24 protein-coding genes are annotated in these 25,658 nt (G+C 70.0%); 13 read left to right on the top strand and 11 right to left on the bottom strand.

Features of this window, described 5'->3' with window-relative positions:
• Positions 1–32: 32 nt before the first annotated feature.
• A complete protein-coding gene (locus tag AL2_RS21395; protein ID WP_067636164.1) occupies positions 33–809 on the bottom strand; it encodes an ATP-binding protein in 777 nt (258 codons plus the stop codon).
• Positions 810–988: 179 nt separating this feature from the next.
• On the opposite strand from AL2_RS21395, the gene AL2_RS21390 reads away from it, so the two are divergent.
• Both AL2_RS21390 and AL2_RS21385 read left to right on the top strand, forming a co-directional pair.
• The gene (locus AL2_RS21390) at positions 989–1,897 is read left to right on the top strand and encodes a helix-turn-helix domain-containing protein (protein ID WP_067636162.1); all 909 of its coding nucleotides are present in this window, start codon (positions 989–991) and stop codon (positions 1,895–1,897) included.
• Positions 1,887–2,090 carry a DUF397 domain-containing protein gene (locus tag AL2_RS21385; protein ID WP_067636160.1) on the top strand — a complete coding sequence of 68 codons (204 nt, stop codon included), beginning with the start codon at positions 1,887–1,889 and terminating at the stop codon, positions 2,088–2,090. Before AL2_RS21390 ends, AL2_RS21385 begins: the two co-directional genes overlap by 11 nt.
• 497 nt (positions 2,091–2,587) lie before the next feature.
• Here the strand turns inward: AL2_RS21385 and AL2_RS36590 are convergent, their stop codons facing one another.
• Complete coding sequence (locus AL2_RS36590) at positions 2,588–2,686, bottom strand: DUF4259 domain-containing protein (RefSeq protein WP_083946752.1); 99 nt, start codon at positions 2,684–2,686, stop codon at positions 2,588–2,590.
• Between the two features lie 156 nt (positions 2,687–2,842).
• Here AL2_RS36590 and AL2_RS21380 point away from each other — a divergent pair, with 156 nt between their 5' ends.
• Positions 2,843–3,715: an alpha/beta fold hydrolase gene (locus tag AL2_RS21380; RefSeq protein ID WP_210747969.1), complete on the top strand. Its 873-nt coding sequence runs from the start codon at positions 2,843–2,845 to the stop codon at positions 3,713–3,715.
• A 453-nt stretch (positions 3,716–4,168) separates the two neighbouring features.
• Entirely contained in the window at positions 4,169–5,014 is an 846-nt protein-coding gene (locus tag AL2_RS21370; RefSeq protein WP_067636154.1) for an SDR family oxidoreductase, read from the top strand.
• 31 nt (positions 5,015–5,045) lie between these two features.
• Here the strand turns inward: AL2_RS21370 and AL2_RS21365 are convergent, their stop codons facing one another.
• The 4 genes from AL2_RS21365 to AL2_RS21350 all read right to left on the bottom strand — a co-directional run bounded on the left by AL2_RS21365 (position 5,046) and on the right by AL2_RS21350 (position 7,923).
• Positions 5,046–5,591: a flavoprotein gene (locus tag AL2_RS21365; RefSeq protein WP_067636152.1), complete on the bottom strand. Its 546-nt coding sequence runs from the start codon at positions 5,589–5,591 to the stop codon at positions 5,046–5,048.
• A gap of 43 nt (positions 5,592–5,634) precedes the next feature.
• Entirely contained in the window at positions 5,635–5,997 is a 363-nt protein-coding gene (locus tag AL2_RS21360; RefSeq protein ID WP_067636150.1) for a nuclear transport factor 2 family protein, read from the bottom strand.
• A gap of 103 nt (positions 5,998–6,100) precedes the next feature.
• Positions 6,101–6,775, bottom strand: coding sequence for a response regulator (locus AL2_RS21355; protein ID WP_245666803.1), 675 nt, complete (start codon positions 6,773–6,775; stop codon positions 6,101–6,103).
• Positions 6,776–6,786: 11 nt separating this feature from the next.
• The gene (locus AL2_RS21350) at positions 6,787–7,923 is read right to left on the bottom strand and encodes a sensor histidine kinase (RefSeq protein WP_157438281.1); all 1,137 of its coding nucleotides are present in this window, start codon (positions 7,921–7,923) and stop codon (positions 6,787–6,789) included.
• Between the two features lie 344 nt (positions 7,924–8,267).
• Between AL2_RS21350 and AL2_RS21345 the strand changes: the two genes are divergently transcribed.
• Positions 8,268–9,152, top strand: coding sequence for a hypothetical protein (locus AL2_RS21345; RefSeq protein WP_067636145.1), 885 nt, complete (start codon positions 8,268–8,270; stop codon positions 9,150–9,152).
• Positions 9,153–9,213: 61 nt separating this feature from the next.
• Here AL2_RS21345 and AL2_RS21340 read toward each other — a convergent pair whose 3' ends face one another.
• Positions 9,214–11,304, bottom strand: a complete 2,091-nt coding sequence (locus AL2_RS21340) for a DNA gyrase/topoisomerase IV subunit B (RefSeq protein ID WP_067636143.1) — start codon at positions 11,302–11,304, stop codon at positions 9,214–9,216.
• Positions 11,305–11,515: 211 nt separating this feature from the next.
• On the opposite strand from AL2_RS21340, the gene AL2_RS21335 reads away from it, so the two are divergent.
• From AL2_RS21335 to AL2_RS21325, 3 genes are all read left to right on the top strand, one after another.
• Positions 11,516–12,418, top strand: coding sequence for an ABC transporter ATP-binding protein (locus AL2_RS21335; protein WP_067636141.1), 903 nt, complete (start codon positions 11,516–11,518; stop codon positions 12,416–12,418).
• On the top strand, positions 12,415–13,488 hold the full coding sequence (locus AL2_RS21330) for an ABC transporter permease (protein WP_067636139.1): 1,074 nt from the start codon (positions 12,415–12,417) through the stop codon (positions 13,486–13,488). The genes AL2_RS21335 and AL2_RS21330 overlap by 4 nt, the downstream gene beginning before the upstream one ends.
• A 119-nt stretch (positions 13,489–13,607) precedes the next feature.
• A complete protein-coding gene (locus tag AL2_RS21325) occupies positions 13,608–13,838 on the top strand; it encodes a DUF7455 domain-containing protein (protein ID WP_067636137.1) in 231 nt (76 codons plus the stop codon).
• A 162-nt stretch (positions 13,839–14,000) separates the two neighbouring features.
• Here AL2_RS21325 and AL2_RS21320 read toward each other — a convergent pair whose 3' ends face one another.
• Positions 14,001–14,708, bottom strand: coding sequence for a GNAT family N-acetyltransferase (locus AL2_RS21320; protein WP_245666801.1), 708 nt, complete (start codon positions 14,706–14,708; stop codon positions 14,001–14,003).
• Between the two features lie 47 nt (positions 14,709–14,755).
• Here AL2_RS21320 and AL2_RS21315 point away from each other — a divergent pair, with 47 nt between their 5' ends.
• Positions 14,756–15,511, top strand: a complete 756-nt coding sequence (locus tag AL2_RS21315; protein WP_067636130.1) for a YaaA family protein — start codon at positions 14,756–14,758, stop codon at positions 15,509–15,511.
• Between the two features lie 68 nt (positions 15,512–15,579).
• Here AL2_RS21315 and AL2_RS21310 read toward each other — a convergent pair whose 3' ends face one another.
• From AL2_RS21310 to AL2_RS21300, 3 genes are all read right to left on the bottom strand, one after another.
• Positions 15,580–17,265 (bottom strand): RNA polymerase sigma factor, encoded by a 1,686-nt coding sequence (locus AL2_RS21310; protein ID WP_083946750.1) that lies wholly within the window; start codon positions 17,263–17,265, stop codon positions 15,580–15,582.
• 252 nt (positions 17,266–17,517) lie between these two features.
• Entirely contained in the window at positions 17,518–19,677 is a 2,160-nt protein-coding gene (locus AL2_RS21305; protein ID WP_067636128.1) for a SpoIIE family protein phosphatase, read from the bottom strand.
• Positions 19,678–19,985: 308 nt separating this feature from the next.
• On the bottom strand, positions 19,986–20,567 hold the full coding sequence (locus AL2_RS21300) for an HhH-GPD-type base excision DNA repair protein (RefSeq protein ID WP_067636126.1): 582 nt from the start codon (positions 20,565–20,567) through the stop codon (positions 19,986–19,988).
• A gap of 95 nt (positions 20,568–20,662) precedes the next feature.
• Between AL2_RS21300 and AL2_RS21295 the strand changes: the two genes are divergently transcribed.
• From AL2_RS21295 to AL2_RS21275, 4 genes are all read left to right on the top strand, one after another.
• The gene (locus tag AL2_RS21295) at positions 20,663–21,367 is read left to right on the top strand and encodes a molybdopterin-dependent oxidoreductase (protein ID WP_067636124.1); all 705 of its coding nucleotides are present in this window, start codon (positions 20,663–20,665) and stop codon (positions 21,365–21,367) included.
• 61 nt (positions 21,368–21,428) lie between these two features.
• Positions 21,429–22,073: a cytochrome b/b6 domain-containing protein gene (locus AL2_RS21290; RefSeq protein WP_210747971.1), complete on the top strand. Its 645-nt coding sequence runs from the start codon at positions 21,429–21,431 to the stop codon at positions 22,071–22,073.
• A gap of 557 nt (positions 22,074–22,630) precedes the next feature.
• A complete protein-coding gene (locus tag AL2_RS21280) occupies positions 22,631–24,169 on the top strand; it encodes an amino acid adenylation domain-containing protein (RefSeq protein ID WP_067636119.1) in 1,539 nt (512 codons plus the stop codon).
• Between the two features lie 106 nt (positions 24,170–24,275).
• A partial coding sequence (locus AL2_RS21275; RefSeq protein ID WP_245666799.1) for an SseB family protein occupies positions 24,276–25,658 on the top strand: 1,383 nt, incomplete at its 3' end.

Genomic DNA, 25,658 nt, shown 5'->3' with positions numbered 1-25,658 from the left:
GGACGGCTCCCGGGGCCTCGTCCGTCTCTCCCTCACACCACCGGCCGCACCCGGGCATTGAGATCCTCGTTGCACCGGACGATCGTCTCCGCCACCTCGACGACGTCGCAGACCGGACGGCAGAGGGCACCGGCCTCCGGCAGGGTGACGAAGAACGTCTCGTCCCGCACCCAGACAGTGATCTCCGCCCGCACTGAGAGCACTGCCATCCGCCACCCCTCACTCAGATGCAGCGGCCCGATCCCCCGCACCCCGAGCAACCGCCGCAACTCCCGAGCCGCTTCATGGCAGTCCCGCCGAGGCGGACTCCACGCCACGGCCGCAGGCAGCGCGAAGTAGACGACTTTCCCGGAAACCGGCACGGACCCCAGCATCGACCGGCTCCGATGCGCACCCCATCGCCCCCGGTGCTCAACGGCCAGGGCATTGACCAGCTCAAGCCCGCGGCCACCCTCAGCATCCACCGGCGGACGAAGGCCCGCCCCGGACCGCACCGTCCCACACCAGGCCGCAGAGTCGAAGACACGCACAACGACCTCCGTCCCGCGCCCCTGCCCGTAGATCTGCACCTCCGGCAGCCCGGCCGTAGGCATGATCGCGAGCGCCCGCCCACCCAACGCATGCGCGAACACATTGGTGGCCAACTCGGAAACCATCGTGACCGCGTCGTCCACCATCCCCTCGGGCAGCGGCAACGCCCCGAGCGTCTCCCGGACGACCTCCCGCGCCACCCGAGCGCACCGAGCCTCCGCCGGCAACGCCCACACCGCACACCCACCCAGCCGAACCACCCCGGCAGCGCTGGACATATCCGACACCTCACCTCTCCCTGATCCACAACCGAGAGCCACTCTCCGTGTCGGCGACGCGACGCATCGTGCTCCAGAACAGGCAGTGATCGCAAGGAGAAATGAAAAATTCCATCCTTCACTGCGAACGATCTTGGAGAATCGCCCCGCAGGCGTAGCGGACACGGCACACTCAGTACATGCCTGAACGCCGCCCCACGATCCGGGAGCGCAAGCTCGCCGCCGAACTGCGCCGCCTGCGCGAACGCTCGACCATGCGCTTGGACCAGGTCGCCGCCGAGCTACAGGTGCAGTGCGGGGGACGATGGTCCGCCCCGAAGCTGTCGCGCATCGAGACGGCGGCCCAGGGCATCAAGACCTCGGACGTGAACCAACTCTGCGACCTCTACGGCGTCCCGGCCGAGAAGCGCGAAGCACTGCTGGCCCTGACCCGGACGGCACGCCAACGCGGCTGGTGGGACGCCTACGCCGACACGATCCACACCGACTACGCGGCCTACATCGAACTCGAAGCCGAAGCCAAGTCCCTCCGCTGCTACAACGCCCTGATGATCAACGGGCTCCTACAGACCGAGGAGTACGCCCACGAGATCATCCGAGTGGGCCTTATGCAGTTCGCACCGCTCTCGGAGGTCGATCGCCGGGTAGAAGTCCGCAGAACACGGCAGACACTCATCACACGCCAAGAACCCGAACCGCTCCGAGTGTGGTCGATCATCGATGAAGCGGCCCTCAGACGTACGATCGGCGGTCCAGAAGTGATGGCCAGGCAGTGTGATCACCTGCTCAGCATCTCCGAGCATCCCAATGTGATGATTCAGGTACTCCCCTTCCCCGCAGGCGCCCACCCTGCAACGACTGGAGCCTTCGCCCATATGGAGTTCCCCGAGCATCACATGCCAGACATCGTCTACATCGATGGATTGACCAGCGCGCTGTACGTCGAGGACGATGCGCAGGTTCACACCTACTCGCTCGCGTTCAACCAGCTGGCAATGGCGGCCCTCGGGGCCGACGAGTCACTCACCATGATCTCCGACTTGGCCAAGCTGCATCGAAAGCGGCATATTGGTATCGATGAGCACTAAAAATAGCGAACCCCTATGGCGTAAGAGTTCTCGTTCAGCACAGGGAGCAGATTGCGTGGAGGTCGCGCAGTTCAGCGACGAGCTCGCGATCCGCGACTCCAAGAACCCGACCGGCCCCGTCCTCGCCCTCACCGCCGCCGAGTGGTCAGCTCTCCTCAACGCGATCAAGACAGGAACCCATGACCTCCCCTGATCTGCTGGGGGTTCCAAGCCACCGGCACGCATTCAACAGGTGCGTTGACTTGCGGCGTGTTGCCCTTATGAACGCGTCGGAAAGGGCAACACGCCGCAACTCAACGAGCTTCGACCGGGCGGCGTTCGTGGACAGCGCACTGGGCGGGGTCATTGAGCGAGTTCATCCCGACGCCATGTGCGAGGCCAGCGGCCGGACGGTGGAAGCGGGCCGGCCATGCCGAGATCACGCCCCGCGCTAGCGTAGAAGCGATCACGGCACTCCCCCATGTACTGGAGGGCGGCCGTCCAGCCTTCTTGATCGTCCCGAAGTCCTCGGCCTCTGCCATCGGTTCGGTAGTTCGGGTAGTTGTGCATGGCCGCGCCCGGTCCGCCGACAGGAAGTCAGGTCACCTGGTGTCCAGGTGCCCCTGCTTGCAGATCGTCGAACCCGTCCGGAGCCCCCGATGCATCGCGCCGATGAGATCACTCCGGGTGTTCGGAAAGCACCAGACGCAGTCAGCTGATCTCCGCGCGCCATTCCTCCCCGCCATCGCCCTCGTCCCAGAGCTGCTCCAGCTCCGAGTCGGGGCCTACCACCCGGTCCAGAGCCTGCACCGCATCACCTCGACCCCTCGACGGGCCTCACCCGCCGGTCGGTCGACCGAGCCCTCGGGTGGGCCGTGGATCTTTGAAGAGAGTGTCAGTCGGTGCCGTTAGCGTGCCGGGTATGTCCTCTCCCGAGTTCAGGAGGCGTTGCAGATGGCGGAGCAGATGGTCGCGGTGGACGGTGTCGAGATCTGCACGGAGTCCTTTGGCGATCCTGGAGACCCGCCCATCCTGCTCATCATGGGGATCGGCGCGTCGATGCTCTGGTGGGACGAGGGTTTCTGCCGGCGGCTCGCGGAGGGGGGACGCTTCGTCATCCGCTACGACCACCGGGACACAGGGCGTTCCACCACCTACGACATGGGTCGTCCCGGATACACGGGCTCCGATCTCGTCGATGATGCCGCCCGTGTGCTCGACGCCTACGGCATCCCCGCCGCGCATGTCGTGGGGGTGTCCGCGGGCGGCGCGTTCGGGCAGTTGCTCGCGCTCGACCATCCCCGGCGCGTCCTCTCGCTGGTCCTCATCAGCACCACCCGCGCGGTGCCGGGGGGCCGGGAGCTACCGCCCCCGACCGAGGAGTTCGGACGCTTCATCTCGACCGCGCGGGTCGACTGGTCCGACACCGGCTCGGTGATCGACTACCTCGTCGGCTACCAGGTCATGCTCGCGGGCTCCGAGCGCCCGCCGGACGAGGCCGCTGTGCGGGATCTGGTGCGCCGTGACGTGGAGCGGGCCCGCGACATCAAGGCGGTCCAGAACCACAACGCGATCCCGGAGGACGAGCGCCACTGGGGACCGCTGTCATCGATCGCAGCGCCCACTCTCGTCATTCACGGGACAGCGGATCCCATGTTCCCGTTGGAGCACGGCGTGGCCCTGGCCGAGGAGATTCCAGGCGCCGACTTCGTGCCGCTCAAGGGCGCCGGCCACGGGCTCGACCGCGCCGATTGGGAGACCGTCGGGAGGTTGACCCTCGATCGCACGAGGGGCGGTCGGGGCGGGGACTCCTCAGTTCGCGCAGGGGACGACCGCTGAGTCGTCCAGTTCCATATGCCGGACGGGTCCCGGGAGGGCTGGGGTCCACCCGGCCTGCACAGCCGATCTGATGGCCGATGCCACGGTCCGCGGAAGCACGACGCCCGCCGGGGCCGGCATCCAGTTGCTCGGGTGCGCGCACGGCAACGACACCACCAGCCGGGCTCCCGGTCGCTCGCGATGCTCGACCGCGAAGACCAGGGGCGACCACGCCAACCCCTGGCAGTACGTCGGACGCCCGCGTACCTTCCAGCGGTATTCGGTCCCGTCGACCGTGATGCGCCGGGACCCCTTCTTCACCATCGCCACGACAGCCCCTCCGTCAGCGGTCAGACCGTGACCACCCTACGGCCGGTCGTTTCAGCATTCATCCCCTCTTGAGACGGCGACGTTCTTCCGTCTGTCCATGGCTTGACTTGACCTGGAGCACGCTCCGGGGTGAAGGCTTGCGGGATGAGCTCACACGGTTCGAAGACCTGGTTCATCACCGGCGCTTCGCGCGGCATCGGCCGCGAACTCGCGGAGCGGATCCTCGCGCGCGGGGACCGCGTCGCCGCGACACTGCGGAGGCCCGAGCAGCTGGACGATCTGGCCGCCGAGTACGGCGACCGGTTGCGCCGGTACCGGCTCGACGTCACCGACACCGCCCAACTCGACACGGTGGTCGGCACGGCGTTCGCCGATCTCGGACGGATCGACGTGGTCGTCTCGAACGCCGGCTTCGGTGTGCTGGGGGTCGCCGAGGACCTGACCGACGACCAGGTGGAGCGATCGATCGCCACGAATCTGACGGCGTCCATCCACCTGGCGCGGCGGGTCGTTCCGCACCTGCGGGAGCAGGGCGGCGGGGTGCTCGTGCAGATGTCCAGCATGGGCGGGCACATCGCGTTTCCGAAGTTCGGCATCTACCACGCGACGAAATGGGGCATCGAAGGGTACTTCGAAGCTCTGGCGCTAGAGGTCGAGCCCTTCGGCATCAAGACGATCCTGGTCGAGCCCGGCATGGTCCGGACGAGCTTCTACGACGCCGCGGAACGCGTCCCCCTCAGCGCCCCTTACCGGGGCGGCCCGGCGGACACCCCGTCACCGCCGGTGGAGGACATGCCCGCCAGCCAGTCCGGCGTCGCACACGCGACGATCGAGGCCGCGCTCTCCGACGACCCGCCGCTTCGGCTGCTGCTCAACTCCGACGCCTACGAGAACGTCACGTCCGCGCTCCGTGAGCGGCTTGCCGCGTTCGAGGCCCGCCGTGACGCGGCCTACGCCGCCGACGCCGAGGTCACCGCGAAGCCGTCCTGACCGCACGCCGGACTCTGGGCGGCTCGGGCTCTCAGCTCAGCCGGGCGTGGAGTTCGGCGAGGTTCTGCCGGATCTCGGACCACGGGAAGACGCCCTTGGGATCGTCGCCGGAGTCGGGGGTCGGGAGCTTGGCGGGGTCCAGCAGGACGGTGACGCCCCAGTCGCGCAGTTCGGCGATGCTCCGGACGAAGACGGGGTGGCGGGCGAGGGCCGCGTTCGGCCAGGGGGCCGCGATGATGGGGCGGCCCAGGCCGACGGCCTCGTTGAGGAGGCCCAGGGCGAGGGTGTCGCTGGTTCCGTGAGCCCACTTGTTGACGGTGTTGAACGTGGCGGGCGCCACGGCGAACACGTCGGCGGGTGGGAGGACGTCGGGTTCGTCAGGATGCTTGTAGTCGAAGCGGACGGGAAAGCCGGTCAGCTCGGCCAGGCGGTCGGCGTCCAGGAACTTCATGCCGGACGGGGTGGAGACCACGCACACCGTCCACCCGTCGGCTTGGAGCCGTTCGACGAAGCGCGGGAGGTCCGCAGCGGGCCGTCCGCCGCAGGCGATCACGTAGAGCACCGGGTCATCGGTCACGTCCCCACCATGCCACCGATCTGCCCGGTGGTGATCCGAGCGGTCAGGTTTCCATGTCGTCGGGGCCCCAGTGGGCGTCCATGCGGACGATCTGGCCCTCCTCGTTGAAGGTCATGACGTCGATGGCGCGGATGCGCATGCCGGGGATGTCGACGGTGAAGGCCATGGCGGCGCGGTCTCCGTGGGAACCGCGAATGGGGGCGTCCAGGGTGAGCTTGGCGCCGCCGGCAATGGCGTTCGTGTAGAACTCCTCGATGGCGGCGCGGCCGGACATCGGGGGGTGGCCGACCGGGTCCTCGATGACCGCGTCGTCGGCGTAGAGGCTGGAGATGGTCGCGGCGTCGGCGGCGTTGAAGGCGTCGATGTAGGTCTGGAGCGCCTGCTTCATGTGTTCCTGCGTCGGCATGGGCGAAGAGTAGCAAGCGATCGCTTGGTCGGCTGGCCGGGTGTAATTACGCCGGCGAATGCCAGCGGCGGAATCACAAACGATCGAGTTACGCCGGGGTTGTTCAGGGCTCGCGGGGGCGGGGCGGCAGGCCCTGTCCGGTGAGGCGGTGCCTGTAGGCGTAGGTGACGGCCTGGGCGCGGTCGCGGAGGTTCGCCTTGGCGAACAGGTTGTTGATGTGCGTCTTGACCGTGGCCTCGGAGATGAACAGGTCACCGGCGATCTCGCCGTTGGAGCGTCCCTGCGCGATGAGGGCGAGGACCTCCGCCTCACGGCGGGTGAGGCCGTCGGGGAGGCCCGCTCGGCGGGGGCGTTCACCGGCGGCGACCGCCTCGACCAGCCGGCGCTGGACGGCCGGGTCGAGCTGGGACGCCCCGTCGCGGACGGCGGCGATGGCGCGGGCGATCTCGTCGGCGTCGGCGTCCTTGGTGAGGTAGCCGCGGGCTCCGGCGCGGAGGGCCGCGAAGATCGAGTCGTCGTCGGCGTAGGTGGTGAGGACGACGATCCCGACATCGGGGTGGGCTTCCTTGATACGGCGGGTCGCCTCGACGCCGTCCATGCGCGGCATCCGCAGGTCCATCAGGACGACGTCGGGCCGGAGCGATGCCACCAGCGCGACCGCCTGTTCACCGTCGCCGCACGCGCCGGCGACGTCGATGCCGGGCAGCAGTTCCAGGAGGAGGACCAGGCCCTCCCGCACCACGGTCTGGTCATCGACGACCAGGATCCTCGTCTTCACCGCGTCTCCCATCACGCCGGCACCTGGAGGGACACACGGAAGCCCTTGCCGTCCGGTCCGGTGACAAGAGTCCCATCGATGAGCTCGGCGCGCTCCCGCATGCCGACGAGGCCGTATCCGCCTCCGTCCAGTTCGACCACCGTTTCCGTTCCGCCGCTGTCGGTCACTTCGAGTTCCACCTTGTCGCTGAGGTAGCGCAGGGTGACCTGTGCGCGCGCGCCGGGGGCATGTTTGCGGACGTTCGTGAGCGCTTCCTGAGCGGTGCGCACCACTGCGAGCCCTGCCTGGGGTGACAGTTCGCGTGGCGCGCCCGTCACTTGAACATCGCACGGGCGTCCTGTGCTGGCGTAGAACTCCTCGGCGAGTTCCGCCAGCGCCTCCTTGGGTTCCGGTATCTCACCGCGGAGTGTGGCCAGGGCGCGCCTTGTCTCGTCCAGGCCGGAGCGGGCGAGGTTCCGCGCGCGCTCTACACGGTCCAGGGCTTGGACGCGGTCGCCGTCGCGTGAGAGGAGCAGCCTGGCGCCTTCCAGGTGGACGAGCTGCGCTGACAGCGAGTGCGCGAGGATGTCGTGGATCTCGCGGGCGATGTGCGACCGTTCGGCGAGGACGGCGTTGGCCGCCTCGGCGCGGCGGGTGGCCTCCTGCGCCGCGACGCCCTGGCGGCTGGCGACGGCACCGAGCGTGAGCCCCGCGAACGCCGACATGAGGCCGAAGTCCGCCCCGCCCGGCCGGAGCGCCTCCCCCAGCCCGCCGATCGCGACCACCGTCAGCCCGGCGACCGCGATGCCCCACGGCAGCGGCAGCCGCATCATCAGCACCCAGAGCCCGGCCATGCAGAAGAAGAACCCTCCGCCGGCGTGCGGGGCGATCGCGTACAGCGCCATCCCCGCCGCGACGGCCAGGAGCAGCAAGACGATCCCCGTCGCCTGCCAGGGCGAGTCCTTCTGGCGTCCCAGCACGATGCCGGTTGCCAGAAGGGCGAACATCACCACGTTGAGGACGACCAAGGCGAGCCCGACACCGTGCAGCGCAGGGGCCGGGTCCGCGTGCAGCAACCCCCGTACGTACGCGACGAGGCCCCACGTCACCAGCACGCCGACGATGAGCAACCGGACGAGCCGCTCCCTGACCCCCACCTGGCAGTTCACGATCCGACGCTAACCTGTGCAAACCCGGCGATACCGTACGCCCGACGGCCGGTGACGTGGCTCTGCCCGAGCGTCGGCACCGCCGAGCTCAGCAGGAGGTTGTCCAACGTGTTCATGATCCGACGCTAAGGATCGGCGGCCCCGGAGCGGATCGGCGCACGGCTGGAAACTGCCCCTCCACCTGCGGGTGGACGCCTCGGCCCCCGATCTCGACCCCATGGCCGGTTGTGGACGCGTCCAAGAGCTTGTTTTAGAAACGGTCTTGTTTTTGAATCGAGCTCCTTGTGTGGACCGATCCAATCTGCGGTTCCGCACCACCTCCTGAGAAAGGGCCCTCGAAGCCTGTGAAACTCCTCTCCCGCGCCGCCCTCGTGGCGGCGCCCGTCGGCCTCGCGCTCGGCATGGCCGCGGCCCCCGCCCAGGCCGCCGCCCCGCAGGCCCCCGTGACCGCGCCGGACGCGGCCCCGCTGGAACTGCCGTCGGACGTGCCGAAGTTCGACTTCGCCAAGCAGTGCCCGCCGCTGCCCGCCGGGCAGGACCCGAAGCTCGCGACCTGCCTCCAGCTGGTCGTGACCGGCGGCTCGATGAAGCTCGGCGGTCTCACCCAGGAGATCACCCAGCCGATGCGGACCGTCATCCAGGCGGTGCAGCCGTCGTGGTCCGAGCCGGCCGTGTTCACCAGCGTGAAGATGACCGGGAAGCCGATGACGGTCCCCGGCGGCGTCATCGGCCTGCTGGGCTTCCCGATCGGCGGGATCGACGACCTGCCCTACAACAAGGTGCAGGTGCAGGCGAAGTACGCCGGCGGGTTCGACTTCAACCTGCCGACGACCGCGATCAACATGAAGATCAAGCTGATCAACGACGCTATCGGCAACGGCTGCTTCATCGGCTCCAACAAGGACCCGATGAAGCTCAACCTGGCCATCGACTTCAGCACGATCACAGTCGTGACCGAGGGCGACATCAACGACCCGTTCAGCAGCCCGCCCATCCTGCGGATGCCGACCGAGGACAAGACCTTCGCGGTGCCGAAGACCTACGGCTGCGGCATCTTCGGCCCGATCATCGACTGGAAGGCCGGCCTCCCGTCGGCGTCCGGGCAGAACGCGGCGTCGTTCCAGCTGTACATGGCCACGGCGCCGTACGCACCGGCGAACGCCACGATGACGGCGCGGAGCGTGCAGGACCCCGTCCAGACCTTCCGCAACCTCAAGATCGGCGACTGATCCACGTCGCCAAGGGGCCGTCCACCACGGGGACGGCCCCGCCCCCCGCCATCGGGCACGCTCAGGCGTCGATGCGCTCCACGTCGAGTTCGGTGGCGCCGGCGGTGATGAACGCCCGGCGCGGGGCCACCTCGCTGCCCATCAGCAGCTCGAACACCTTCGCCGCCTCTTCGGCGTCCTCGATCCGGACGCGCCGCAGCACCCGGTGCCGCGGGTCGAGGGTCGTCTCCGCGAGCTGGTCGGCGTCCATCTCACCGAGGCCCTTGTAGCGCTGGATCGGCTCCTTCCAGCGCTGGCCCTTGCGCTCCAGCTCGACGAGCCGCTTGCGCAGTTCGGCGTCGGAGTAGGTGTAGATGTACTTGTCCTGCCCCTTCCTCGGCTTGACCAGCTCGATGCGGTGCAGCGGCGGGACGGCGGAGAACACCCGTCCGGCGTCCAGCATCGGGCGCATGTAGCGGTGGAAGAGGGTGAGCAGCAGCGTGCGGATGTGCGCGCCGTCGACATCGGCGTCCGCGAGGATCACGACGCGGCCGTAGCGGGCCGCGTCCACGTCGAACGTGCGGCCCGAGCCGGCGCCGAGCACCTGGATGATCGCGGCGCACTCGGCGTTCTTCAGCACGTCCGCGACGGACGCCTTCTGCACGTTGAGGATCTTGCCGCGGATCGGCAGCAGCGCCTGGAACTCGGAGTTGCGGGCGAGCTTGGCGGTGCCGAGCGCCGAGTCGCCCTCGACGATGAACAGCTCGCTGCGGTCGTCGGTGGTGCGGCAGTCGACGAGCTTGGCCGGCAGCGCCGAGTTCTCCAGGGCGTTCTTGCGCCGCTGGTTGTCGCGCTGGGTGCGGGCCGCGATGCGCGTCTTGGCCGCGCCGACGACCTTCTCCAGGACGGCGCGCAGCGGCTGCTTCTGCCCGCGCGGCGGGTTCTCGAAGATCGCGCGCAGCTCGCGCAGGACGACCTGGGAGACGATGCGGGTGGCCGCGGACGTGCCGAGGACCTCCTTCGTCTGCCCCTCGAACTGCGGCTCGGGCAGCCGGACCGTCACCACGGCGGTGAGGCCCTCCAGGACGTCCTCCTTGATGACGTCCTCATCGCCGTTCTTCAGCAGCTTGACCGCGCGGAGCTGCTCGTTGAGCACCTTGAGCACCGCGCGGTCGAAGCCGCGCAGGTGGGTGCCGCCCTTCGGGGTGGCGATCACGTTGACGAACGACTTGGTGATCGTGTCGTAGCCGCTGCCCCAGCGCAGGGCGACGTCGACTTCGAGGTCGCGTTCGACGTCGGTCGGGGTGAGGTGGCCCTGGTCGTCCAGGACCGGGACGGTCTCGGTGAAGTGGCCGTGGCCCCGCAGCCGCAGCACGTCGATGAGCGGCGGGTCCTTGGCGAGGTAGGTGCAGAACTCGCTGATGCCGCCGTCGAACCGGAACGTCTCGTCGACGATCTCCTCGCCGCGCTCGTCGCGGACGTCGATGGTGAGGCCGGGGATGAGGAACGCGGTCTGCCGCATCCGGTCGAGGACGAGCTCCTGCTCGACCGTCGCGTCCTTCAGGAAGATCTGCAGGTCGGGCCAGAAGCGGACGCGGGTGCCGGTCACCTTCTTGGCGACCTTGCGGACCTGCCGCAGGCCCGACTTCTTCCTGAACCGGGCGTTGGGGCGACCGTCGTCGGCGAACTCGCCGGGCAGGCCGCGCCGGAAGCTGATCGCGTGGGTGTGCCCGTCGCGGTCGACCTCGACGTCCAGCCGCGCGGACAGCGCGTTGACCACGGACGCCCCCACGCCGTGGAGACCGCCGGACGCGGTGTAGGAGACGCCGCCGAACTTGCCGCCCGCGTGCAGTCGCGTCATGACCAGCTCGACGCCGTGCAGGCCGGTCTTGGGCTCCAGGTCGACGGGGATGCCGCGGCCGTTGTCGCCCACCTCGAAGGACCCGTCGGCATGGAGCGTCACACTGATGTGGGTGCAGTAGCCGGCGAGGGCCTCGTCGACGCAGTTGTCGACGATCTCCCACAGGCAGTGGGCGAGGCCCCTGCTGTCGGTCGACCCGACGTACATGCCAGGTCGTTTCCGGACGGCCTCCAGCCCCTCCAGCACCGACAGGTGCCGGGCGGAGTAGCCGTGCGGGTCTTCGGTTGTCGCTTCGGCGGTCGCGGCGGTCAACGTGCGTGCGCTCCTCGGGGGTAGGACGGTCGGCAGAAGGGTACCCCCGGCTGCCGACAATCCACCGAAAGGCTCGCCGCCACGGGCGCTCCGCACGTCCGCGCGGCGGCTCGGGACGGTTCGCCAGGCTATCCGGGCTCCGACTTCTAGACCTTAACGTCCACCTTTAGGTGGGTGTGCGGGGTCTGCCGCACTGCCTAATGTTCGCCGCATGGTGCAAACGATCGAGGTCTCGGGCCTCCGTAAACGCTACGGGGACGTCCGGGCCGTGGACGGCGTGACGTTCGGGGTCGAGGAGGGCGAGTTCTTCGGCATCCTCGGCCCGAACGGCGCGGGGAAGACGACGACGCTTGAGATCATCGAAGGGCTCCGGCAGGCCGACGAGGGTGACGTCTCGGTGCTCGGGGCCTCCCCATGGCCGCGCAACCCCAGGCTGCTGCCCAGGATCGGCGTCCAGCTGCAGGCCTCGTCGTTCTTCGAGCGGCTGACCACCCGCGAGCAGCTGCGGACGTTCGGCTCCCTCTACGGCGTCCCCGCCAAGAAGGCCGACGCGATGATGGAGCTGGTGGGGCTGGCCGACAAGGCCGACGTCCGGGTGGAGAAGCTGTCGGGCGGCCAGGCGCAGCGCCTGTCCATCGCGTGCGCGCTCGTGCACGACCCGGAACTCGTGTTCCTGGACGAGCCGACCGCCGCGCTCGACCCGCAGGCCCGCCGCAACCTCTGGGACCTGCTGCGCCAGATCAGCACGGAAGGCCGCACGGTCGTCCTGACCACGCACTACATGGATGAGGCCGAGATCCTCTGCGACCGCGTCGCCATCATGGACTCGGGCAGGATCCTGCGGCTCGGCCCGCCGGCCGTGCTCGTGCGGGGCCTGGACGCGCCGGCCAGGATCAGCGTGGCGAGCGGCGTCCTGGCCGTGGGCGACGCGCTGCTGCTGCCGAGCGCGGACGAGGCCGCCGACGACGGCGTCTCGCTGACCATCACCACCCGCGACCCGTCGGCCGTGGTCGCGGCCATGGCTGCCAAGGACGCCCTGGACGGCGTGCAGATCCGCGGCGCCACCCTTGAGGACGTCTTTCTGGACCTCACCGGGCGGGAGTACAGGGCGTGAGCACGTTCGCCAGCTTCAAGAGCCTGTCCAGGGCCATGTACCTGGGCTTCAAGCGGGACCGGACCGCGCTGTTCTTCACCATCCTGTTCCCTCTGATGTTCCTGCTCATCTTCGGCGGCATCTTCGGTCACGCGACGACGTCCAAGGTGAACGTGCTGGAGGTCGGCAAGGCCCCGATCCTGGAGCAGGCCGTCACGCAGGGGGCCGAAGAGCTCGGCAAGGTCATGAAGGTGACCAAGGCGACCGACCGCGCCGGCGCCCTGCACAAGGTGGAGAAGGGCGACGCGGACGCCGCCGTCGAGCAGCGCGGCGACCAGCTGATCGTCCACTACTCCGCCGCCGACCAGGTCAAGTCGGGGACGGTGCGCGGGCTGATGGACTCGATCGTCCAGTCGGCGAACCAGGAGGCGACCGGCAAGCCGCCCGCCTACACGATGTCCGCCCAGCAGGTGGAGGACGACTCCCTGAAGGCCATCCAGTTCTTCACACCCAGCCTGCTGGGCTGGGCACTGGCTTCGGCGGGCGTCTTCGGGGCGTCCCAGACGCTGGTGTCATGGCGGACCAAGGGCATCCTGCGTCGCCTCCAGCTCTCCCCCGCCCCGATACCTACCGTGTTCGCCGCGCGCGTCGCGGTCAGCCTCGCCGTCGCGCTCGTGCAGTTCGCGCTGTTCGTGCTCGTGGCCCAGCTTCCGATGTTCGGGTTGCAGTTGAGCGGCGCCTGGTGGATGGCCGTCCCGATGGTGATCGCGGGCGTGCTCGCCTTCCTGTCGATCGGGATGCTGATCGGCGCGTGGGCCAAGACGCAGGAGACGGCCCAGGCGGTGACGCAGCTCGTCGTCCTGCCGATGGCCTTCCTGGGCGGCTCCTTCTTCCCGCTGGACGCGGCGCCGGGCTGGATGAAGACGCTGTCCTACATCTTCCCGTTGCGGTATCTCAACGAAGGGATGCTCAACGTGATGGGACGCGGGCTCGGCCCGATGTCCGCGCTGCCGCAAATCGGCGTCCTGGTGGGCGTCGCGGTGGTCGGCGCGCTGATCGCCGTGCGCCTGTTCCGCTGGGAGGCGGCCTAATGTGACCTCGGTCACTTATTGAGCCATTCCGCTGTGGGCGTACGAAGAACCAGGTTGGGAACGCCAGCGTCGGGTTAGATGTTGTCTTAAGTACCGACCCCGAGCATGAGGAAGGTGCCGTGACTGGAGCCCTTGCCCCGACCAAGCCGCTGACCGTCGCCGACCGATGCGACCGCTGCGGCGCCCAGGCCTACGTCCGTGCTGTTCTTGTAGGCGGCGGCGACCTTCTGTTCTGCGCCCACCACGGACGCAGATACTCAGAAGCGCTGCGCGCCAACGGGGCCGACATACAGGACGAGACCGACCGGCTCACCGAGACCCAGGCCACCGCACGTGACGAAGAGCGGTAGATCAACATAGAAACCCCAGTAACGGCGGTCACCGGAGACGGTGGCCGCCGTTCGCATATCCGGCCGCGGCCGAATCATACCCATCACGAAATGTAATCAGAGCATCGCAGATTGTAGCGGGATCGGGTCTTCGGTGAGGCAGATCACTAGATCGACTGCTCCTTACCCGACGGTGACATTCTTCACTCGATAGTGATAGCCGCCGGCCTGTCCGAAGCCCTCCGCCTCGTACATCGCCCGCGCCGGAGCATTCCGCTCGACGACGACCAGGTACGCCCGCTCGCACCCCTGGGCACGTCCCCAGCTCAGAAGTCCCCGCAGTACACGCCGTCCCAGACCGCGCCTCCGCGCCTCCGGTGCGACGGCCATGGCGTAGATGCCGAGCCACTCCCCTTGGGGCACCCCACGGCCGACGGCGAGGCCGTCCAACGACGCGTAGCCCGCGGGCACCCCGGTCAGGATCTTCTCCGCCATCGGCAGCTGGTGGTCGTACCGGCCATCGACCGACCACCACAGGTCGAGCCACTCCCTGGACGGCGCCCGCGCGACCTCCACTCCGTCCTGCTCGCAGTGGCCGGCCAGGTCCGCCACCATGGCGATCGTCGGATCGACCAGCTCGTAGCCCCTGGCCTCCAGAAACCCATCGAGGCCCACGGGGCGCGCCTGGGCGTCCACCGAGAACACGGTCGGCAAGTCCAACTCGCCGTAGAAGCGCTCCGCCTGCTCTACGGCGAGACCCACGTCCCCTGGGTCGCCCAACGGCAGAACGGAGTTGGCGCGCTTGGTCACACCGTCGGCGTGGCGCAGCAGCCAGCCGCCAATATCCTGGGTGGACGGCGCGGGCCATGCCTCGGCGACGAGTTCGCCCAACCGCGTTCCCAGAGCCCGCGTCATCTGTCACCGCTTTCGGGGGGATCGTGCACATCCTGCTGCCGCCGTCGGAGAAGAAGGCTACCGACGGGGACGGTCCGCCCCTCGATCTGGCCTCGCTGAGCTTCCCCGAGCTGAACCCGGTGCGGAAGCGCGTCCTGTCGGCCCTGGCCAAGGCGTCCCGGCGGTCCGACGCTCGCGACGTGCTCGGCCTGCCGCCGGGCCAGGCGGACGACGCACTGGCCCGGAACAAGGTGCTGCGCGAGGCGCCCGCACTGCCGGTCGCCCGCCTCTACACCGGCGTCCTCTACGACAACCTCGACCTCCCCGATCTGGACGCCGAGGCAGCGGCCGCGCAGGTGATCGTGTTCTCGGGCCTGTGGGGCGCGCTGAGGCTCACCGACCGCGTCCCGCCCTACCGGCTGGCCATGGCGGTGTCGCTCCCGCCTGTGGGCCGTCTGGGGACGCTGTGGCGCCCCGCGATGCACAGGGCGATGCGCAAGGCGCTCCGGCCGGACGGCGACCTTGTCATCGACATGCGGTCCGGGCCCTACGCGGCCGCGTGGAAGGCCCCCCAGCCGGCCGTCGCCGTCCGCGTGTTCCGCGAACGGGTCGTCGGCGGCACCCCGAAGCGGACGGTCGTCAGCCACATGGCCAAGGCCACCCGCGGCAAGATCGCCCACGACCTGCTCAAGGCGGGCGCGGCACCGCGCACTCCCGAGGAACTCCTGAAGGCCGTAGCCGACCTCGGCCACACGGTCGAGCTGAACGGCACCAACCTGGACGTCGTCCTCCACGACTGACGCGCCGGCAACGACACGGCAAAGAAGCAGGGGCCCCGCCTACCAGCGGGGCCCCTGCTTCTTCATCATCAGTCCAGGTAGTCGCGAAGGACCTGGGAACGGGACGGGTGCCGCAGCTTCGACATGGTCTTGGACTCGATCTGGCGGATCCGCTCGCGGGTCACGCCGTAGACCTTGCCGATCTCGTCCAGGGTCTTCGGCTGGCCGTCGGTGAGACCGAACCGCATCGACACCACGCCGGCCTCGCGCTCGCTGAGCGTGTCCAGGACGGAGTGGAGCTGCTCCTGCAGCAGCGTGAAGCTGACCGCGTCGGCCGGGACGATGGCCTCGGAGTCCTCGATGAGGTCGCCGAACTCGCTGTCGCCGTCCTCGCCGAGCGGCGTGTGCAGGGAGATGGGCTCGCGGCCGTACTTCTGGACCTCGACGACCTTCTCAGGCGTCATGTCGAGTTCCTTGGCCAGCTCCTCCGGGGTGGGCTCGCGGCCCAGGTCCTGGAGCATCTGCCGCTGCACGCGGGCCAGCTTGTTGATGACCTCCACCATGTGCACCGGGATGCGGATGGTGCGGGCCTGGTCGGCCATCGCGCGGGTGATCGCCTGCCGGATCCACCAGGTGGCGTACGTGGAGAACTTGTAGCCCTTGGTGTAGTCGAACTTCTCGACGGCGCGGATCAGGCCGAGGTTGCCCTCCTGGATGAGGTCCAGGAACAGCATGCCGCGGCCGGTGTAGCGCTTGGCCAGCGAGACCACCAGGCGGAGGTTGGCCTCCAGGAGGTGGTTCTTGGCGCGGCGGCCGTCCTCGGCGATCCACTCGAAGTCCTCGAGGTCTTCCTCGGACATCGCGGGACCGGACGCGGCGAGGCGCTCCTCGGCGAAGAGCCCGGCCTCGATGCGCTTGGCGAGCTCCACCTCCTGCTCGGCGTTGAGCAGCGGGACCTTGCCGATCTGCTTGAGGTAGTCCTTCACCGGGTCGGCGGTGGCGCCGGCGGCGGCGATCTGCTGGGCGGGCGCGTCCTCGTCGTCGTCGCCGAGGGTGAAGCCCTCCTCCTCGGCCGGGGCGGTGCCCTCGGCGCCCGGCTTGGCGGCGGGCGCGGCCTTGGCGGCGGGCGCGGCCGGGGCCGCCTCCTCCTCGTCGGCCTCGGGCTCCTCGGCCTCGGTGGCCTCGGCGGCCGTGTCGTCCGCGAGCTCGACGTCGAGGTCGGCGAGGTCCTCGTCGAGATCGACCTCGACCTCGTCGTCGACCTCCGGGTCGGCGCCCTTCTTGGCCGGAGCGGCCTTGGCGGGCACGCCCTTGACGGCGGCGGCGGCCTTCTTGGCGGGCGCCGCCTTCTTCGCCTTGGCGCCCTTCGCGCCCTTGGCGGGCGCGGCCTTCCTGGCCGACGCGGCCTTGGCGGCGGCCGCGCGCGGCTCGGCGGCGGCCTCCTCCGGCGCGTCGTCGCCGACGACGGCGGTCACCGTGTCGGGCTGCTCCTTGGCCGCGGCGGCGGTCTTCGGCCTGCGCGCCGCCGGCGTCGCGCGCTTGCGCGGACGCTTGGGCGCCGCGGAGTCGGCAGCGCTCACCATGACGGTCACACCCTCCTTGCTGAGGCTCCGCAGAATGCTGGAGGCCTTCGACACGGGGATGTCGGCCTCCTCGAACGTACGGCGTACGTCGTCGGCTTCGAGGTAACCCTGGGACCGTCCACGCTCGATCAGTTGCGCGATGACGTGATCGTGCAGATCCGACGCTTTCGAGGTCGAGCTAGCAGGCGACACAAATACCTCTCGAACGAACGTGTGGCTTGGTTGACCCAAGTGCCCTGACGGGCTCGGCCTCACACTGAGTGGGACCACACACGGAGCGGACCACCGGTGCGGGACCGCAGCGTACCCGCTCTGTCTGGGTCAAGCATTCTGGCACTGCTGCGCATTCCGCCCTGAAGTCCTACCCGGTAACTCTCCACCTTAGAGGGCGCGGGGCGGTCCTTCGAACGTGCGGCTCCGTCTCCAAGCGGTCTCGGGCGGATTTCACGCGGGCTCGGGCGGGACGTGCAGGGCTAGCACGGTCACATCGTCCACCTGCTCGTATCCGGCAAGCATCCGATCGACCAGGAAGTCGACGAGTCTCTCGGGATCTCCTACCACTTCAGGTGGGGCGTCCGCGGCCACGGCGACAAGCTCGTCCAGCCCGGCGTCCACCCCACGCCTACGGTTCTCCACAAGTCCATCGGAATAGAAGACCACAGTGTTGCCGGTTTCGATGGAAAAACTTGTCTGCTGCCGCTGGCTGGGCCAGCCGAGCGGCGTTCCCGGCTCCAGCGTGCTGACGCGCGCGGGCTCGTTCGGCGAGATCAGCAGGGGCGGCGGGTGGCCCGCGTTGCTGAACTCCCCCAGCCCGGTCTCGGGGTCGATGACCACGTACGCGACCGTGGTGAACTGCTCCTCGTCCTCGGTGGCGCTGAACAGCCGGTCGAGGCCGGCCAGGACCGCGGCGGGGCGCGGGTCGTTCAGCGCGAGCGCGCGCAGGGCGTTGCGGACGCGTCCCATTCCGGCCGCGGCGAGCACGCCCTTGCCCATGACGTCGCCGACCGCGACGGCGAGCCGGTCGTCCGGGAGGCGGAAGACGTCGTACCAGTCGCCGCCGACCTGGACGTGGCGCGTGGCGGGGTTGTAGCGGGCGGCGAGCACCATGCCCGGCAGCTGCGGGAGGTCGCTCGGCAGGAGGCTGCGCTGGAGCTCCTCGGCGGTCTTGTGCTCGCGCTCGAACAGCAGGGCCCGCTCGACGGCCAGGGCGCACTGTCCGGCCAGCGCCTCCAGGAAGACCCGCTCCTCCTCGGTGATCTCCCTGGGCCGGGTGAAGGAGAAGCGCAGCGCGCCGATCGGGGCGCCCGCCGCGAGCAGCGGGAGGCCCACCCAGGCGCGCTCCTCGGTGTGCTGGGCGAACAGGTCGCGCTCGCCGTGGCCGAGTTGCAGGCGCAGGCTGTCGGGATGCTCGGCCAGGAACGGCCGGCTCTCGCGGACCGCCACCGACATCACGGTCTGCTCACTGACCTTGATGTCGTCGCGGGAGACGGGACTGGTGTCGCCCTCCGCCCCCGGCTTGGACGGCGCCACGATGCTGAGGCGCAGCTTGTCGTCGTCCAGCAGCGCCACGGCCGAGTAGTCGGCGCCTATGGCGGACCGTCCGACCTCGGTGATGACCTGGACGACCTGGGACACGGTCAGGGCCTCGGCGAGCATCGAGGTGGCCTGCTGGAGGCGGGCGGTGCGCAGCGCCGCGGCGGACAGCTGCTCGGTCAGCCGGCCCCGCATCTCCTCGGCCTCGCGCTGGCCGGTGACGTCGGTGTTGGCGCCGACCCACTCGATCACCGCGTCGCCCTGCCAGATGGGCACGGCCCGGACGTCGAAGTGCCGGTAGGTGCCGCTCTTGGTGCGGATCCGGTAGTTGGTCTCGAAGACCCGGTTCTCCTCGACGCAGTCGCGCCAGGCGCCCTCGATGCGGGGACGGTCCTCGGGATGCACCACGGTCAGCCAGCCGCCGACCGCGTAGTCGTCCGGCGTCTGCCCGGTGATCGCGCGCCACTCGGGCGCGTCGTCGATCACGCCGCCCGCGGGGGCGGCGACCCACACCACCTGGGCGCTGGCCTCCACGAGCGAGCGGTAGCGCTGCTCCTTGCGGCGGATGACCTCCTCGGCCCGGCGCCGCTCGGTCACGTCCAGCGCGGTCAGGACGACGCCGAGGTTCTCGCCGTCGCCGTTCCTGGCGGGCAGCCACGTGCAGGCCAGGATGCGCTCCTCGGCTGCACCGGGGCCGCCCGGTGCGTGATCCGGTGCGTGACCCGGTGCGTCACCGGGCTCGGCCGGCTCCCGCCCCGGGACGACCAGGTCCGGGTCGCTGACCGGGCGGTCCTCGTCGATCACCGTCCGCAGCGCCGTCTCGAACGCCGCCGCGAGCGCCGCGGGCAGCGCCTCGGACGGCCTGCGCTGCTGCAGTTCGCGCACCGGCACGCCCAGCAGCGCCGCGAGCGCGTCGTTGGCCCTGCGGCAGCGCAGCTCACGATCGAAGAAGGCCAGCCCGCCGGGGGCCTCCGTCAGCAAGGTCGCGTACAGCGCGGCGTCGGACGCATCCATGGGCTGCCCCTCCACCCCTGAGACGCGGGGATGCGGGACGGACGTCTCGGTGCTCATGGACAACACCTCCGCCCCAGAGGGTCCCGTACCGCGCGGCAAGTTTTCATCACTATGAGTGAATGGGAGCAGGCTAGCGCTCCCGCCTCCATCACAACACCGGTCGGAGTCAGGTATTCATCATCCCGATGGTTCGCCGTGTACGGAACCCCTGCTGAACATCCTTGTGCCTTCGGTCCCGGACGAACGCGTCGGATTCGGACGCCGCCGCAGGGGAACGCGGAGGCGGCCCGCCCGGACGGCGAGTAGGAGATGTTACGGCCCGCGGGCGTCACGGCGCGTCAACTCCCCGATCCCGGGTGTGTCTTCTACTTCGCGGCCTTGGCCGCGGCCTTCTGCTCCTGCTTGAAGGCCCGCACCTTGGCCAGGGACTCCGGCCCGGTGATGTCGGCCACGGAGCGGTGCGAGCCCTCCTCTCCGTAGGCGCCGGCGGCCTCGCGCCAGCCTTCCGGCCGGACGCCGTACTGCTTGCCCAGGAGCGCCAGGAAGATCTGCGCCTTCTGCTTGCCGAAGCCGGGGAGGCCGTTGAGGCGCTTGAACAGCTCCTTGCCGCTGTCGGCGCCCTTCCACACCTTCTCGGCGTCCCCGTCGTGGTTCTCCACGAGGTACTGGCACAGCTGCTGGACGCGCTTGGCCATCGACCCCGGGTAGCGGTGGACGGCCGGCTTGGCCGCCAGGAGGGCGGCGAACCGCTCCGGGTCGTAGGCGGCGATCTCGTGCGCGTCCAGGTCGTCGGTGCCGAGCCGCTGGGCGATGGTGTAGGGGCCGGAGAACGCCCACTCCATCGGGATCTGCTGGTCGAGCAGCATGCCCACCAGCGCGGCCAGCGGGCTGCGTCCGAGCAGCTCGTCGGCTTCCGGACGCTGTGCGAGGTGAACCTTCGTGGCCATGGGGCCAGCTTAGAGCGGCGCCGAGATCTGTCAGAAGTCTTACGTGGGCCGCGAACCCCTGGCGGGATGCGAGCCCGCGGTGCTCGAATGAAGAGGTGAACGAGGAGGAGTGGACGAAGGGCAGCCCGGTCGGGCGGCGGGTGGTGCTCGGGATGCTCGGCCTCGGCGTCGCGGGGGTCGCCGTGGGAGCGTCCGTCCAGGACAAGGTGAGCCGGACCCTGGCGCCGGTGGGACCGATCGGGGACGTCCTGCCCGCCGCCGGCGGGTTCCGCTACTACTCCGTCACCGACGGTGTGAAGCGGCACAGCGCCGCGACCCACCGCGTGACCGTCAGCGGCCTCGTCGAGAAGCCGCAGGCCTTCCGGCTGGCCGATCTCGCACGGCTCCCCCAGACCGTCCTGGATCGCGACTTCCAGTGCGTGACGGGCTGGCGGGTGCCGGACGTGCACTGGGTCGGGGTGGCCTTGCCCGACCTGCTCGACGCGGTCGGCGTGTCGCCGCAGGCCCGCACCGTGAAGTTCACGTCGTTCGACGGCGTCTACACCGAATCGCTCACGCTGGACCAGGCGCGCCGCAGGGACGTCCTGGTGGCGACCCAGATGGACGGAAAGCCGGTCACACACGACCACGGCGGGCCGACGCGGCTCTACGTGGCGCCCATGTACGGCTACAAGTCGCTGAAGTGGCTCGGAGGCATCGAACTGACCGACAAGGTGGAGCCGGGCTACTGGGAGAACCTCGGGTACGACGTGGACGCCTGGGTGGGCCGCTCGAACGGACGTAACGATGCACCTACCTGACGCGCACCCACATGACGCGCACCCACATGATGCGCGGCAACGTGACGCCTCAAGGTGGCTGGTGCGGTTCACGCGCGCGGAGCGGTCGATCCATCACGTGACGGCCCTGCTGATGCTCGCGTGCCTGCTGACCGCCGCGCTGCTCTACCTGCCGGTGCTGTCGACGCTGGTGGGCCGCCGGGAGATGGTCAAGACCGTCCACGTGTGGTGCGGGTTCGCGTTGCCGGTGCCGATCGTGCTGGGCCTGGTGTCCCGTGCGTTCAGGGCCGACCTCGGGCGGCTGAACAGGTTCGCCCCGCACGACTGGGAGTGGCTCAAACGCAGTGACCGGAGGGCCGTGCGGGGTGGCCGCGGGATCCTCCCGGTGGGCAAGTTCAACGCCGGGCAGAAGCTCAACGCGGCGTTCACCGCCGGGGCCATCCTGGTCATGCTCGGCACCGGCGAGATCCTCACGTTCCCCGGACCGTGGGGCGACCGGTGGCGGACGGGCGCCACGTTCGTCCACGACTGGCTCTTCCTGGCCATCGTCGTGGTGACCGCCGGCCACCTGTGGGAGGCGCTGCGGGACCGTGACGCGCTCACCGGGATGCTGACCGGGCGGGTCGACCGCGACTGGGCGGCGCGCCATCACGCGGCATGGTCCGGCACCCGGAAGACACCCGAAGACGGTCCGGAATTTGCCAAACGACGCCCCGGCATGTCTTGACTCTCCCCACAAAAGCGCTGGAATGGGACATCGAGGCGGGGTTTTCGCGGAAGCTCCCACCAGGGTCGGTCCGTGCCCTGCTCCGCCTCGGCCGGCGGCGTCCCCGCCCGCCGGATCCCCGTGTGCGGAGGTGTGCGCAAATGCCTGCACTGGCCGATCACAGAAGCGAGACACGCGACGCGCTCGCACGACGGCTTTCCGACGAGTTCGCTACTTTCCCCTCGGACGCGGTCCAGCGGTGCGTGGCCGACGTCCAGGCGTGCATGGCCCACCTTGGGCTGGAAGCCACGCCCGCCAGAGTCGAACGGATGGCGCGTGAGCATCTCACGGGAGTCCTGAAATCGGAGCCGCCGTCCGGGCGGGCCTCCGGCGCAGGGGTGGACGGCTGAGCGGCCGCCCCGGGCGGCGGGCGCGGTGTTCGGCAGTGTCCCCGACATCGTCCGCGCGGGATCTGAGAGGCTAGAAGGGTGAGTCCCCGCAGCCGCAACCGCTCCTCCGGGGACCCTGCCCGGGACGGATCGACGCCCCCGGACGAGGTCTCGGCGATTTTCGACGGCATGCTCCAGCACGCCCGCGAACTCCTCGCCGTGCGCAGCCCCTTGGACGCGGAACTGATCGTCAGCGAGATCCTCGGCTCCTGGTGGGGCCACCGGGTACCGGGCGGCGACGTCGAGGAGGTCATCGGCGAGGCCCTGGTCGGCTACGCGGCGGCCGCCCGGACGTCCGCCGCCCTGGCGCTGCTCACCGGGATGGCCTACATGGGCACGCCCCGGCAGGCGGCCAAGGCCGAACGCGCCGCGCTCGAACTCATGGCCGGCGGCGTGGCGAGGCCGGGATGGGCCGACCGTGTCGGGATGGTCGAACCCGAAGGCTGCTTCGTGTCCAGGGACGTGTACGGCGACCAGGACTCCGTCGTCTGCACCTACACCTACGGCGGCACCGAACGGCATGCCCTCGTCATCGTGGTCGACCGCACCAAGGGCGGGGCCGTCCGGCCGTCCGGCGACCCGTTCGGCCCCGGCGCCGTAGCGGGACCTCCACCGGTGAGCGGGATGGTCAGGGACGCCTGGGTCACCTCCAGGGTCGACACCCTCCTCGACCAGTGCCGCCGTGAAGCCGGCGACAACCCGCTGATGCGGTTCGAGGAACTCGACCCGCGCGACACGGGAGCGCTGCTGCGGAGCGCCCTCGACCTCACCGACCGACTCGACGACCCGCCGGTGCACGAGAACTTCGGCTCGTACCACGCGTTCGTCCGCGCGCGCGTGGACATCCTCCCTCCGGGCGGGCGGCTGCCGCAGCCGCCGGTGTACGGGCGCGACAGGCGAGCGACGATCGCGGCCCGGTTCCTCGCGTCGGACGAGGCGGAGGGGCTGTCGGACCTCTCCGCGGCGAGCCGGTGCGTGGACCGGATCATCGACTACGGCTGCACGCACGACTTCGGCCGTCCGCTGCGGGTCTCCCCGGTCAAGTGCGAGATGTTCCTCCTCGACTGGCTGCCGAGAAAGGTCCTGCTCTCCCCGACGGAACAAGATGCTGTCCCCCACGTGCTGGCCGCCTGGGTCCGGTGGGCGGGCAAGCGCACCGGCCTTCCGGAGGAGGGGATCAGGGCCACCCTGGACGCCCTGTGGGACGCGACGGCGAAGTTCGCCGACGCCTACCGGGATCCGGCCGCGTTCGGCCTCGACCGCGACCTGGTCGCCCGGCTGCTGCCCGACGGCGACCTGGAGGCACTCCCCCGCCGCGCGTTCGCCCTGCCCTTCCTGTCCGGCACCCACCGGCGGTCGGGGCGGCACGGGTTCATCAACCTGTCGAAGCTGGATCCGGCCGACCCCGACGACCGCCGCGTGATCCTCGAGTTCGAGCACCCGGGCGCCGACGAAGCCCACCTCGACGCGCACGAACGCCTCGCGGAGAAGCTGTGGGACGGCCGGCCCCCGCAGTTGTGGACGACCGCCCAGGCGCTGCTGGACGTGGGCTACGAACGCCACGAGATCCTGCACAAACTCATCGACGTCCTGGACCGCTCGGGGGACGACCCGGACGCCTTCCGCGAAGCCCTGCGTGTGCTGCGTCACGAACCCCCGCCCGAGTGAACTCCCGGTTTGCGCGCGGCGTCCGCTGCGACAATCATCGGGACCCGGGCATGGTCTCGCGGGGTCTCGGGGGCCCGGGGCCGGCCCCCGGTCGTAGGGAGTGATCTTGTTGGAGTGGTCCGAGTTCGCCCGGCGGCTGGGACGTGAGCTGGCGGGGCTCGAGCGCGACACGATCCTCATCGTGCGCGAGCGGGATGAGAGCCGTCACTACGTCCAGGCCATGCGCGAGCCCGACCGGCTCTACGCCGAGGCCGTGAGCAACAACTTCCTCGACGGGCCGCTGCTGCTGACGCTGGCGGACGAGGAGGTCATGAGCGACGCGGGCTGGCGCCCGCCCGTCGACCCCGCGCCGCGCAACTGGTGGACGGAACTGCCGGAGGCGGGCGCCCCCGGCGGCATGCTGGGCGTGACGGACGGCGACTACTCGCGGCTGGCCGACGTGATGGTCACGGCCCTGCGGGACGTCCAGGGCGTCCGGCGCCCGTCCGACCTCGTGTACGAGTCGTTCCACCGGCATGGGAGCGGCCTCATCGAACTGCTCGACTTCGGCATCGACGTCGCCGACCCGTCCCGCGTCGACAAGCAGAGGGCGACGTCCAGCGGCGCCTTCCCCGGGGCGGGCCCGCTGCCGGCCGGTCCTCCCCCGGTGGGGACACCGATGCCGCTGTCGACGGAGGGCGTGCCGGGCGCGGACGCCGACCTCCTTGAGCCCCGGCTGGCGGAGGCCAAGGCGAACGGCGACAACACCACCTACTTCGAGCTGCTGGAAAGCGCCGACCTGGTGCTCCCCGCGACCGCCTCCGCCGTGGAGGACCCCGACCGCGCCGAGTTCCCCACCATCACGATCGGCGCCGACACCTACGTCACGGTGTTCACCTCGCCGGGCGCGCTGGCGCGCACGGGCGACCGCCATCCCGGCCTGTACCGCCGCACGTCCTTCGCCCGGCTGGCGTCCGGCTGGCCGGACCCCGCGTGGCGGGTGGCGATCAACTGGGGGCTGCCCAGCGAGGTGCTGCTCGACTCGTCCGCCATCGGCCGGCTGAGCGGCGGCCAGGACGTGCCGCCCACCGCCGCCGGGCCGGACACGCCCAACCCGTACGGGACGGTCGACCCCCATGCGCTTTCCGGGCCGAACCCCGTCGCCGGTGGCGCGACCTCGGGTCTGAACGGTTCGGCCTCTGGCGCCGACGGGCCCTACGACGACTCGCACACGGCGATCGACCCGTACACGGTGGCCGATCTGCGGGCGGCGCTGGAGCGGGGCAGCGCCGAGCCTGGGACGCGCGAACCGGCACCGGCCGCCGCACCGCCCTTGGGCGCGCCGCCGGAAAGGGCGCCGGACGCCCCGCCGCCGGACAGGGCACCGGACGGCGGAACGCCCGCCGACCAGGCGCCGCCCGGCAACAACGCAACGCCCGGCATCGGCACAACGCCCGGCAACAACGCAACGCCCGGCATCGGCACAACGCCCGGCAACAACGCAACGCCC

Origin of the sequence: Actinomadura latina NBRC 106108 (genome assembly GCF_001552195.1) — a bacterium.
Taxonomy (GTDB): domain Bacteria; phylum Actinomycetota; class Actinomycetes; order Streptosporangiales; family Streptosporangiaceae; genus Spirillospora; species Spirillospora latina.
The sequence above is the reverse complement of the archived record's forward strand: the minus strand, read 5'-3'. Positions and strand labels throughout refer to the sequence as shown.

Bases quoted from the DNA above. Each gene is read 5' to 3' on its own strand.
- AL2_RS21395 (WP_067636164.1), bottom strand. From the start codon at position 809: ATGTCCAGCGCTGCCGGGGTGGTTCGGCTGGGTGGGTGTGCGGTGTGG.
- AL2_RS21390 (WP_067636162.1), top strand. From the start codon at position 989: ATGCCTGAACGCCGCCCCACGATCCGGGAGCGCAAGCTCGCCGCCGAA.
- AL2_RS21385 (WP_067636160.1), top strand. From the start codon at position 1,887: ATGAGCACTAAAAATAGCGAACCCCTATGGCGTAAGAGTTCTCGTTCA.
- AL2_RS21380 (WP_210747969.1), top strand. From the start codon at position 2,843: ATGGTCGCGGTGGACGGTGTCGAGATCTGCACGGAGTCCTTTGGCGAT.
- AL2_RS21370 (WP_067636154.1), top strand. From the start codon at position 4,169: ATGAGCTCACACGGTTCGAAGACCTGGTTCATCACCGGCGCTTCGCGC.
- AL2_RS21360 (WP_067636150.1), bottom strand. From the start codon at position 5,997: ATGCCGACGCAGGAACACATGAAGCAGGCGCTCCAGACCTACATCGAC.
- AL2_RS21335 (WP_067636141.1), top strand. From the start codon at position 11,516: ATGGTGCAAACGATCGAGGTCTCGGGCCTCCGTAAACGCTACGGGGAC.
- AL2_RS21305 (WP_067636128.1), bottom strand. From the start codon at position 19,677: ATGAGCACCGAGACGTCCGTCCCGCATCCCCGCGTCTCAGGGGTGGAG.
- AL2_RS21300 (WP_067636126.1), bottom strand. From the start codon at position 20,567: ATGGCCACGAAGGTTCACCTCGCACAGCGTCCGGAAGCCGACGAGCTG.
- AL2_RS21280 (WP_067636119.1), top strand. From the start codon at position 22,631: ATGCTCCAGCACGCCCGCGAACTCCTCGCCGTGCGCAGCCCCTTGGAC.